This is a genomic window from Parabacteroides sp. An277 (assembly GCF_002159645.1).
GTDB lineage: Bacteria > Bacteroidota > Bacteroidia > Bacteroidales > Tannerellaceae > Parabacteroides.
Genome location: NZ_NFJB01000059.1, coordinates 1 through 11,820, shown reverse-complemented (window position 1 = coordinate 11,820; position 11,820 = coordinate 1). Strand labels below are relative to the sequence as shown.

At 46.5% G+C, this 11,820-nt stretch carries 8 protein-coding genes and 1 tRNA gene; 6 read left to right on the top strand and 3 right to left on the bottom strand.

All coding sequences use genetic code 11. From position 1 onward, the window contains the following. Positions 1 to 198 precede the first annotated feature (198 nt). A tRNA-Pro gene (locus B5F77_RS14860) sits at positions 199 to 273 on the bottom strand. A gap of 117 nt (positions 274 to 390) precedes the next feature. Beyond that, complete coding sequence (locus tag B5F77_RS14855) at positions 391 to 1,812, bottom strand: AAA family ATPase (RefSeq protein ID WP_087332177.1); 1,422 nt, start codon at positions 1,810 to 1,812, stop codon at positions 391 to 393. Positions 1,813 to 1,905: 93 nt separating this feature from the next. Here B5F77_RS14855 and B5F77_RS14850 point away from each other — a divergent pair, with 93 nt between their 5' ends. Genes B5F77_RS14850 through B5F77_RS14840 form a run of 3 tightly spaced genes read left to right on the top strand, consistent with a single transcriptional unit; the run spans position 1,906 to position 3,961 of the window. Continuing rightward, positions 1,906 to 2,595: a hypothetical protein gene (locus B5F77_RS14850; RefSeq protein ID WP_087332174.1), complete on the top strand. Its 690-nt coding sequence runs from the start codon at positions 1,906 to 1,908 to the stop codon at positions 2,593 to 2,595. A 12-nt stretch (positions 2,596 to 2,607) separates the two neighbouring features. Further along, positions 2,608 to 3,435 (top strand): DUF3822 family protein, encoded by an 828-nt coding sequence (locus tag B5F77_RS14845; RefSeq protein WP_087332172.1) that lies wholly within the window; start codon positions 2,608 to 2,610, stop codon positions 3,433 to 3,435. After that, entirely contained in the window at positions 3,422 to 3,961 is a 540-nt protein-coding gene (locus B5F77_RS14840; RefSeq protein ID WP_087332171.1) for an RsmD family RNA methyltransferase, read from the top strand. The genes B5F77_RS14845 and B5F77_RS14840 overlap by 14 nt, the downstream gene beginning before the upstream one ends. Positions 3,962 to 3,974: 13 nt before the next feature. On the opposite strand, the gene cls is transcribed toward B5F77_RS14840, so the two are convergent. Continuing rightward, entirely contained in the window at positions 3,975 to 5,411 is a 1,437-nt protein-coding gene (gene cls, locus B5F77_RS14835) for a cardiolipin synthase (RefSeq protein ID WP_087332169.1), read from the bottom strand. A gap of 217 nt (positions 5,412 to 5,628) precedes the next feature. Between cls and B5F77_RS14830 the strand changes: the two genes are divergently transcribed. From B5F77_RS14830 to B5F77_RS14820, 3 genes are all read left to right on the top strand, one after another. Beyond that, positions 5,629 to 6,504, top strand: coding sequence for an AraC family transcriptional regulator (locus tag B5F77_RS14830; protein WP_087332167.1), 876 nt, complete (start codon positions 5,629 to 5,631; stop codon positions 6,502 to 6,504). Between the two features lie 384 nt (positions 6,505 to 6,888). Further along, on the top strand, positions 6,889 to 9,948 hold the full coding sequence (locus tag B5F77_RS14825; protein WP_087332164.1) for a TonB-dependent receptor: 3,060 nt from the start codon (positions 6,889 to 6,891) through the stop codon (positions 9,946 to 9,948). Between the two features lie 22 nt (positions 9,949 to 9,970). Next, on the top strand, positions 9,971 to 11,611 hold the full coding sequence (locus B5F77_RS14820) for a RagB/SusD family nutrient uptake outer membrane protein (RefSeq protein WP_087332162.1): 1,641 nt from the start codon (positions 9,971 to 9,973) through the stop codon (positions 11,609 to 11,611). Positions 11,612 to 11,820 lie beyond the last annotated feature (209 nt).

Here is an 11,820-nt window from a genome sequence, read left to right as displayed (position 1 = left end):
TGGGAGTACAATACCGGCAAGTATGTTCAAATAATCGTTTTCCATACTGCAAAATAAAGGTTTGTTCTTCAAACTAACAAATTTATCCCCATTAAATTTCTACTGAGCCGGAATTGTAAGTCTTATGGATTTATGCAGAAAGGCACAAAAACAAAAAAAGGAGTCAGGCATCTATGCCTAACTCCTTCCTGCTCCGTGTCGGGGTGACTGGATTCGAACCAGCGACAACACGCCCCCCAGACGTGTACTCTAACCGGGCTGAGCTACACCCCGTCTGTTTTTCGAGTGCAAAAGTAGCATATTCTGTGGAGATGCGCAAGCTTTTTCTGCTTTTTCTTTGTAAAATAACAGGAATGGTTGCCCTATATATAATATAATGTATATTTTCCCTCATCCTTCTTCCTGAAATTCGTGGGGAAGGTTGACAAGATAGAGGCGTTGGGTTGCCCGTGTGAATGCGGTGTAGAGCCAACGGTAGAATTCCTCGCCAAGCATCTCTTCAGAAATGTAGCCCAGGTCGAGGAAGACGTTTGTCCATTGCCCGCCCTGGGCTTTATGGCAAGTCATGGCATAGGCATATTTCACCTGGAGGACGTTGTAGTGCGGGTCGGTTTTCATCTTTTTTATCTTGCCTGCTTTGGTGGGAACATCGGCATAATCTTCGAGAACCGCATAAAAGAGGCGGTCGTTTTGCTCTTTCGAGAGGGCTGGTGTATCGCTCTGAAGCGTGTCGAGAAGTATTTTGAGTTCCAATTCCAGGTCGTAGTCGGGAAAAGAAGCGATCACGTCGGCGAAGCGGAAGCCATAGAGTTCGTAGGTCCGTCGTACCTTGATGATACGGATGGTTTCGCCATTGGCAATGAAATCCATTTCTTTCAGATTCGCTGTCCAATAATAATTATTGCGGGCCACCATGAGACGTTCGCCCGACGAAAGTTCCTCCTCGCAATACAAGATACGATTCCTTATACCATTATTATATATAGTAGCGCGTCGATTCGAGCGGGTGACGATGAGGGTCTCGTCTTGCCCATCGCGCGAGTAGGTAGACGAAATTTCTTCGATGAGTTCGTCTCCTCCGATTTTCCGCAAATCCGCGAAGCCCGTCACCTTTAATTTCGGGAAAGCCTCGACGGTGTGGTTACGAAGCGCCTCCCGGAGGCGTGTGGCGTTGAAGAGGATTCCGGAATCTTCTGCTTGACGGACTACCTGCGTTAGATGTGCTTCCGAAATCTCCAGTCCATATCCTTGGAGGATGAGAGGATTGAGGGCCGGACTTTCGGTTTGGCGGACAGGAGGGAGCTGTGCTTCGTCTCCGATGACCATCAGCCGGCACCCATTTCCGCTGTAAACATACTGAATTAGGTCGTCTAAAAGCCTTCCCGAACCAAAAATATAGGAATCTGACAAATCATTTGTAATCATTGATGCTTCATCTACGATAAAAATTGTATCTTTGTGCAGGTTTGGCGCAGCAAGGAATCCGACGGGTTCATTCGAGAAAGCTTTTTGGCGGTAAATATACCGATGAATCGTATAGGCCTTCTGCCCGGCATACAAAGAGAATATTTTGGCAGCGCGTCCTGTTGGAGCCAGGAGGACGGTTTTCATGCGGAGTTCGTTGAGCGTTTTGACGAGCGTCCCGATGAGTGAAGTCTTACCTGTACCTGCATATCCTTTGAGGAGAAGCAGGGTGTCTGGACGAGACGATGTGACGAAATCAGCCATCATTTGCACGGCAAAAAGCTGTTCGTCGGTCGGATTATGGGGGAAATTCCGTAGAATTTGCCCGTTTAGGAAATTATTTATCATTTTGTCGTAATATTTTTACGCGATAAAGATAGCGCTTTAAATATTCTTTTTTAAATTTGCCGAGGAAAATAAATTCAAAAAATTATAGGAACCATGAAAGTTACTTTGAAGATTTTGTTGTCAGTGGCGATAATCGTGCTGGCGTACATGTGTTACCGGAGTATTATGACTCCGATTGAGTTTAATAACGAGAAAGAGGCCAGGGACAATGCTATCATTGCCCGTCTGATTGAAATCCGTAAAGCTCAGATTGAGTATAAGAACGTACACGGAGTTCATGCGGCTAATTTCGATGAGTTAGGGAAGTTCTTGAATGAAGAGAAACTTCCGTTGGTCTTGAAGGAAGGCGTTTTGAGCGATGAACAGCTGGAAAAAGGTATGACCGAAGAGAAGGCTGCAAAGATTGTTCAGAAGGCTGAAGCTACGGGTAATTGGAGCGAAGTAGAAAAAGAAGGCCTGAAAGGTTTCAAACGTGATACCGCTTGGGTGCTTGCAAAGGATACTTTGCTGGGTAAGGGTTATGATGTAGCCAACATGCGTTACGTGCCGGGCGTTCCGGGTGATAAGATTGAGTTCCACATGGATACTGCTACATTGGAATCTGCTTCGGGTTATGAAATTAAGGTATTCGTATGCGATGTACCATTTGATTCTTATCTTCGTGGCATGGATCCTCAGTTGTCTTTCAACTTGAAGGATAAGGCTCAGAAGCAGGGCAAATTCCCGGGATTGCGCGTAGGTTCGTTGGAAGAAATCAATAATAACGCAGGAAACTGGGAATAATACGAGTTGCTTATGGCATTCCAGATTCCGGAAATTTTGTCGCAAGCGTGTGAGAATTACATAGTGTCCATCCGGCTTTTGCCGGATGGACTTTCTTTTTCTGGTTATAATGCGCGGATTAAAGGGAGCTTTTTCTTGACGGAGGTAAGGTGGGATGCGGCAGGTTCGTATACCGAAGCCTTCAAGGAGTTTTTCTTCGAACAACCTTGCTTGGGTTGGGCTTATAAACAATTGTATGTGGTGCAAACGGATTCACCTTATACGTTAGTTCCGTATGCATTCTGGGAAGAGGAGGGAATCTCTTCTCTTTATGCTTTTAACTGCGGGAAGGTCCGAGGAAAAGTGCTGGCTTCCGAGTGCCCGGATGCACAAATGGTTCTGTTGTTCGAAATGGAACCGGAGCTGCATGACTTTTGTACTCGTTCGTTACAGAATCCCTGCTTTATGCATAGTCAACAAGCTGTATTGTCCCTATGGAAACGGAAGAGCCAAGAGCAATTGTCGCGGACGTTGTTTGTTTGGGCTTCGACGCATCGGATGGAGGTAGGATGTTATGAGCAGGGACGTTTGCTTTTTGCCAATACCTATTCGGTCTCCTCGTTGTCTGATATGCTCTATTACCTATTATATATAGGAAAGAGTTTGCCATTGGACATGCAACATGATCCGATAGCGCTTACAGGGGATATGGGTGTGGTAGACGCCTTAAAAAAGAACTTGCGGACTTATGTGCGACAAGTGGATTCGTTGGAGATGCCTTCAGATGTTTATTTGATGGGGACGGATATACTTAGAGCTCCTGTTGATTTAATAGCTTTATTGTGGTATGCGAATCATTAGTGGTAAATATGGTCGGCGGCGTTTTGAAGTCCCGTCTTCGTTTAGTGCCCGTCCGACTACCGATTTTGCGAAAGAGAATATATTTAATGTATTGGCCAACTTGATTGATTTCGAAGATGCGGAGGCCTTGGATTTATTTGCGGGTACGGGCAGTATTTCGTTCGAATTGCTATCTCGTGGTTGCCGACGAGTGACCTCTGTCGAGAAGAACAACGCGCATGCCTCCTTCATTGCCAAGGTGGCGAAAGAGCTGAAGACATCGGACTTGCATTTGATTCGGGGCGATGTATTTCGTTTCCTGCAAACTCTTCCTTCCGAAAGCTTCGATTTTATTTTTGCTGACCCGCCTTATGCGTTGAAAGAGTTGCCCGAAGTGCCTACTTGGGTGCTGGAGCGGAACCTATTGCGTCCGGGCGGTATTTTTGTGATGGAGCATTCGGCCGCCTACGATTTCTCCTCTCTTCCTCTCTTTGCACAGCATCGTGCCTATGGCTCGGTGAACTTCAGCCTCTTTATGCGTGAATGATAACTGTAAGCCTTTACAAGAGCGGCGAGAAGAGACGCATAAATGATTCAGAAAAGCGTTTGCGAAGCGGTCGTTTAAGCCAAAGGGCAGGCAGGATGCGTTGGCTGTTTTCAGTGTCGTGAAGGAATATCTTTTTCATCTGGAGGGCAAACTCGCGTTGATAGACAAAGGCGTTTACCTCGAAGTTGTGCTCCAAACTGCGGAAATCCATATTGGCTGATCCGATGCAGCTCACCATGTCATCGCTCAGGATGAGTTTGGAGTGCAGGAAACCGGCTTGGTAAAAGTAGACTTTCACCCCGGCGCGTATCATCTCGGCCAGAAACGAACGGGTTGCCAGGTGTGCCATCCGTGTATCGGAATGTTGCGGAATCATGAGGCGTACGTCGATGCCTCCTCGGGCGGCGATTTGCAGGGCTTGGTTCAACCCTTCTGTCGGGAGGAAGTAAGGGGTCTGGATGTAGACATATTGCTTGGCGTTGGTGATGATGTAAATCTCAGCTTGCGAAAGCACGCGCCACGGACTCACCGGACCGCTCGTCACTACTTGCATGATAGTGTTTGTCAGCACGGGTAGCGTCGGGTAGTACTCTTTGCCTGAAAGGACGCGTTTGCTCACCACGTACCAATCGATCAGAAAGGCCGTTTGTAGCCCATACACCCCTTTCCCCGTGATGCGGAAATGCAGGTCTCGCCACGCACCCCAAGAGACACCTTCTACGTACCGGTCGGCCACGTTCATGCCGCCCATGTATCCAATTCGTCCGTCTATTACCACAATCTTTCGATGGTTACGGTAGTTCACCTTACTGGTCAAGGTTGGGAAGGCTACGCGCAAGAAGGGATACACCTCGATTCCCTGCTGCTTCATCTCGCGGAAGAAACGGTTCGGTACGTTCCAGCAACCCACGTCGTCGTACAGCACGCGTACCCTGACGCCTTCTCGGGCTTTCTGAACGAGCAACTCCCGCAAGGTGCGTCCTGTCTTGTCGTCTGCGAATATATAATATTGTATATGTATGTGGTGTTTAGCCTGCCGGATGTCTTGGAACAGCGCTTCGAATTTGTCACGTCCATTCGTATATACTTCTATTTGACTGCCATAGCGCAAGGGGGCGTTGCGTGTCCGGTTCAAGAGAATGCTCAATTCCCGGTAAGGTTCGGGGACGTGGCACGCATCTGCCGGTATTTTGCCCGTCTTGGGGTGGCTGACGAGGCGTTTGTACGTGCGCCGTTTGATAATCCGTTGTTTTCGATTATCTTGCCCAAAGAAAAAGTAGAAAATGAGCCCTATGCCGGGTGCTAAAAGCAGGACGACTACCCAAGGTATCGTTTTGAGCGGATTCCGGTTTTCAGCAATGATGACGAGTATTAACCCAATGATAGTCACCGTATAAAGCAGGATAAATATCGAGCCGAACAAAATCCCTATGATGGATGCTAACAACATATTCCCTTTTATTTTGAAGCCTAAAGGTACGCATTTATTTCCAATCCTGCGACGGGTTGGGGGCAGAATGTCGTGCAATTCATGGAATCCTGCTTTCACTGGTCAGTGAAAGCAGTCGGTACTGATCAGTGAAAGCAGCCTGTACTGGTCGGTGAAGGGGGCGAGGTGTAACGAATCGAAAAAAGTATTACCTTTGTAAAAAATAGGTTGAAAGAAGATGCTAATAGATGTATTTAAAGAGAAGACACCGCTGTCGGAGCGGGACACGTTTTTGCTGTTCGAGCGCACGAAGTCGTCGTTCACTTTTCCGGTGCATACGCACGATGTATGGGAACTAAACTTTGTGGAGCACGCGGCGGGGGCGCGGCGCGTGGTGGGCGATTCGGACGAGGTGATTGGCGAACAAGATTTGGTGTTGATTGCCAATACCGAACTGGAGCATGCATGGAAGGATGGAAACTGCCGCTCGACTGATATCCATGAAATTACCATTCAGTTCTCGCCTACGTTGTTTGATAGTCCGGTCTTCCGGAAGAAGCAGTTCGATTCCATCATGCGGATGATGGCAAGGGCTGCCTGTGGGTTAGTGTTTGGGGAGGCGGAGATTCAGCGTATCCAGCCATACCTCCGGATGATCGCGACGGAGAAGGGGTTCTATTCGGTGATGAAGTTCTTTATTCTCCTTTACGAGCTCTCTTTGTCGCAAAACGTGCGGACGCTGTCGAGCAAGGTCGTCCCCGAGTTGTCGGACAACGACCGGCTGATGAAGAAGATGTTAGGCTATATTGAGCAGCACATGGCCCGCACGATTACGACCGATGAACTGGCGAATTACTTGGGCATGAGCTCTTCTACGTTTTTCCGTTTCCTGAAGAAAAACACGCGGCATGGCTTCTCGGAGTTCTTGCAAGAATACCGCATCAACCGCATTGTACACGAGTTGAATAGCAATAGCCGGGATTCTATCATGGACATCGCCTCGCGTTACGGTTTCGTCAGCCAGTCCTACTTTTACAAAGTGTTTAAGAAATACAAGGGCATCACGCCGCAAGAGTACCGCGAGAACTACCAGCGCGTGCGAGTCATTGTATAATTGAAACAAATATTTACCATTGACCGAATTGAGCACCCGCTTTTGACCGAATCGAGCAGTCCAAAGCGGGTTTCTTTTCTCGCGTACAGACCTTTACCTGTTTCCTTTTTCATGCAAGTTGTGAAAACATTTATTTACAGTTATGCCCTTTTTCGCCCAGTATTATGCCTCATAACAATCATAGTTGTTAATGAATGCTTTTATGGTTAACTTCTTTCTACTACCTAAACACTGAAATTTGACCGAAATGAGCAATGCGATTGACCGAATTGGATAGTCCGCAGGTTTGTTTATGTGGTATCTTTGCGATATGAAAAACATGTGAAAGATCATGAAAACACGATCCTCACGATAGAATAGTATTTACATTAAAATAATAACAGTATGAACAAAAAGTTAGCATTAACAACGGTAATGTTGGGAGCCTTCTCGTTGGCGAGTTGGGCGCAAGAGGCAGTTACCGTGAAAGGGACAGTGATAGACTCGGAGAACAATCCGGTAGTCGGTGCTACAGTTGTGATTAAGGGTACTACGGAAGGGACTATCACAGATATAGATGGTAACTATTCGATTAGTGTGACTCCGGGTCAGGTATTGGAATTTTCGTATGTGGGAATGCAGCCTTCTCAGGTAACAGTGGGGAACCAACGCACAATTAATATCAAGATGGCGGACGGCGAGATGCTAGACGAAGTGGTAGCGATAGGTTATGGTACGGTTCGGAAGTCGCATCTGACGAGTGCGGTATCTTCGGTGTCGGCTAAGGATATTCAGGCAAGTGTGCAGCGTTCTACTGCATCGGCTTTGCAGGGACGTATTCCGGGCGTGACAGTGTCGACCAACACAGGCCAACCGGGCGAAAATATGAGTATCAACATTCGTGGTGTCAGCTCTTTACAATCTACTACACCGTTGTATGTAATTGATGGTGTGTATGGTGATATCAATATGGTGGATCCGGCTGATATCCAGTCGATCGAAGTCTTGAAGGATGCTTCGGCGGCAGCTATTTACGGTTCTCGTGCTGCGAACGGCGTTGTGTTGATTACGACCAAGGGCGGCCGCAAAGAGATGCCGACAACGGTTACGGTAGATGCCTATGCCGGTGTGCAGACCGTGGCGAAGAAGTTGGATGTGATGGATGGTAATCAGTACCGCGACTTCTGTAAGTTGAACAACATTAATCAGAATGTTCCTGAATTGACAGGTTGGCAGGGAAAAGGAACGGATTGGCAAGACGAACTATTCCAGCAGGCATTGATTAGCAAGGTCAATTTGAATGTATCAGGAGGTAGCAAGACTTCCACCTTCAACGTGTCGGGTAGCTATACGAAGCAGGACGGTATTGTAAAGACAACAGGCTATGAGGCTTGGAATCTTCGTACGAAGAACACCTTCTCTTTCTTCAACAACCACTTGCGTATCGGAAATACAATCTTAGCCAAGTTCTCTACAAAGGATTATGATGATTATACAACGAGTGAATTGGTAAATATCGTTCCACAACAATCGGTATACGATTACAATAATTCGATTGCCGGGCATTGGGGCACTACGCCGAGTTGGGCAAAAGCCTCTGGAAACCCAGTCGGATATGTAGAGGCTGTTGATCGGCAAAAACATTCGATTGATTTGATGATCAACGGATGGGCGGAAGTAGATTTGTTCTTGGAAGGGTTGAAGTATAAGTTTAATGTAGGTATTAACAAATATACAAGCCGCAACTACAACTATATTGGGGAATACTACTTCAGTTCTGCCAGCCAGAATTTAAAGACACAATTGGACGAAAGCACCGGTTGGGAAAATGACTGGTTGATTGAAAACACGATTAACTACGACCATACATTCGGCAAGCATACGATTAACGCCGTAGTAGGTTATTCTTCGCAAGAGAACAGGTATCGTGGTTTCGGGGCTGGGCGCGATTATTTGCCGGAAGGGTTGTATGTAATTGATACAGGAGACTCTTCTACTTCGACAGCCAGCGGTTCTACATGGAAGGAGTCGATGGTGTCTATGTTTGCCCGTGCGATGTATTCGTTCGACGACCGTTATATGGCCAGCGTATCTATCCGTCGGGATGGTTCCTCTAAGTTTGCCGATGGGCACAAGTGGGGTAACTTCCCTTCTGGTTCGATTGGTTGGAATATCATGAATGAAGATTTCTTTGAGAACTTGAAAGAGACCTTCAATGAAGTCAAGCTGCGTGCCAGCTATGGTGTATTGGGTAATTTGAATGGTATTGGCCGTTATGCAACGCAATCTTCGCCTTATCAAGGGTTGAACGCTGTATTTGGCACAACTTGGCATAACAATGGCGCCATTACGGGTTATGATTGGGTAACGCCCACAACTACTACATGGGAAAAGAATAAGACGTTCGACGTAGGTTTGGATTTGGGTATTTGGAATGATAAGTTGAGCATTAGTGCCGATTACTACATCCAAGATACGGAGGATATGTTGCTTTCCGTACCACAACCAGGTAGTTTTGGTTTGACGGGTACTCCAGTTACGAATGCGGGTAATGTCCGGAACAAAGGTTTTGAAATTGCTATTGATCATCGGAATAGTGTAGGAGAATTATATTATCATGTAGGTGCGAATGCCTCTTTTTTAAGCAATGAATTGACGGATGTGAATTCTTCTCAAAAAGAATGGGCTGGTTATGATCCGCATGGAGGAGGAACGGTTACCTATGCGAAGGAAGGTTATCCGATTGGTGGTTTCTGGTTGATTAAGACCGATGGTATTTTCCAAAGCCAAGAAGAAATTGACGCGTATGGCATACAAGATAAAGCGCAGCCTGGCGATTTAAAATTCATTGATGCCAATGGCGATGGACAGATTACGGTAGATGACAAACAATATGCTGGTAGTGCTCTGCCGAAAGTAACCGTCGGTTTGAATTTAGGATTGAATTGGCGCGGTATCGATTTGAACCTGTTCTTCGACGGACAATTTGGACAGAAAATATACAATGGTATCCCGTATTATAATGTGAAGAAGGAAGGCGTGGGCAATTACTTGACTTGCTTTATGGATGCATGGCGTCCGGACAATACAGATACGGATATCCCGCGTTTTATCGGAGCAAGTGACGACCCAAATTCGGCAACCGATAATAACGGTACGAATTGGGGGTATACAGACCGTTGGCTGGAGAATGGCGATTTTTTCCGTTTGAAGACGTTGGAGTTAGGCTATACTTTGCCAAAGGCGTGGGTAGAGAAAGCTTGGTTGGAAAATGTGCGTATCTATACGGCGATGGAAAACCTCTTTACCATTACAGGATATACGGGTTATACACCGGACTTGGGTGTGAACACGGGCGATGGTGCTACGGGTTCCGGTTTGGATAATGTGATGAGCCGCGGTTGTGATGACGGTCGTTATCCTTCGGCGCGTACGTTCAGCTTTGGTTTACAAGTAACATTCTAATTAGTAGGAAAGGATAGTTTTTATGAAGACAAATATGAAACATTTTATTGCAGTAGCAAGTGCATTGCTTTTGTTTGGCTCATGTACGGATAGCTTTTTGGATGAGGGGAATAATCCGAACCGTGAAACGGAAGCGACTTGGTGGCCCTATGCTGAAAATGTAGAAAGGGCGTTGGTGGCTGTTTATAATCCGATTCGTGACCACATGTACGGTTACTATGGTGCTTATTGTGGTATTTGGAATCATTCAATGAGAGCTGATGATTTATATCCGACTCGTAATGAAGAGGCTTTTGCTTGGGAAGTGCTTTCGTTTACTAATTCTCCAGAAAGTGGGCAGGCTTCGGATTTATGGAATAAGTTATATCAAGGTATCCAATATGCTAATAGTTTCTTATACTATGCACCCACTTCGGATGCTAGTGAAGAAGATTTGAATGAATGGATGGCAGAAGCGCACTTCATGCGTGGATTCCAATATTTCTTGTTGCAACAGAACTACCGGGAAGCTGTATTACGCACTTTGCCGCAAGCAGTCGACGAAGAAGCACATCCGCTTTCTTCGCAAGAGGACATTCTGAAGCAATGCGAAGAGGACTTCAAGGCCGCTGCAGCCGGATTGCCGGATACACGTCCTGCCGAAGAAAACGGGCGGGCTACGAAAGGTGCCGCGCTTGCCATGTTGGGCAAGACTTATCTCTGGCAAGGCCGTTACGATGAAGCCAAAACGCAGTTGGCTGAAGTGATCAATGGGCCGTTCGGATATGATTTGGTAGAGAATTATGAAGAAAACTTCCGGGATGATACCGAGTTCAACAAAGAGTCTATTTTTGAGATTGCTTATGAAGATGTAGGCGTAGGGCAGCAACTTTGGGGTACGCAAAACGGTACGGATGCCGATATGTGCAACAACTTGGCAAACTTCTTTGCGCCAGAGTTCCGCAAAGGAGGTTGGTATAAGATGCAACCTTCTGCGCATTTGATTGATGAATTTATCGTAGAAGAGCGTCCGGAAGGTTCGGACAGCCGTTGGGACAAGCGTCTTTATACGACTTGCTATTTCAATTATGCGGATTATAATGACGTGAAAGAAAACGAAATCTTCTACGGCGATGCCGACTTTGAAGAAATGTGGGAAGGTTGTTTGGTGAAGAAGTTGAAACCGATGCCCAATTATCCAGAAATCGACGGTAAACCGGGTCGCTTCTTGTTTAAGAAATGGACTTCTTGGTGGTGTGAAGACGGTGCTTCCATGTACGCTGGAAACAAAGCGCGTGTCAACAACTTGCGTGTGATGCGTTTTGCTGAAGTATTGTTCCTTCATGCCGAGGCTTGCTTGCAGACGGGTGACGTAGCAGGTGCGATGTCCGATATCAACCGTATCCGTGTCCGTGCCGGGCTTCCTGAAAAGCAAATTGGCGATGTGAATGCGGCTTGGGATGAATTGAAACACCAGAAACTCTTGGAGTTCTGTGGCGAAAACATCCGTTGGTACGACTTGATTCGTTGGTATAATGCTTCAGAACTGAAGGCTTATCTGATTGCGACGAAAGACCCGACGCAAAACGTGGCTGCTTTCGAACCGAAGCACATGTATCTCCCGATCCCGCAGTCGGAAGTGGATTCCAATACGGCGTTGGAACAAAAGGAGGATTGGAGATAATGGTTAGTTAAACGTAAGGGTGTGTTCAATCCATTTTTCTAGTGCTGGGCACACCCTTATTAATATAATGTATAATCTTAAAATGGAACGCTTATGGCTTTAATTGTTAAAGGCCGTGAATTCATGTGGCCGCTTACGCTGCGTGAAAACACCATCACCGTGGATGACAAAGAGGATTACACGGCGTCTATCAAGAAGTATCGAAGTAC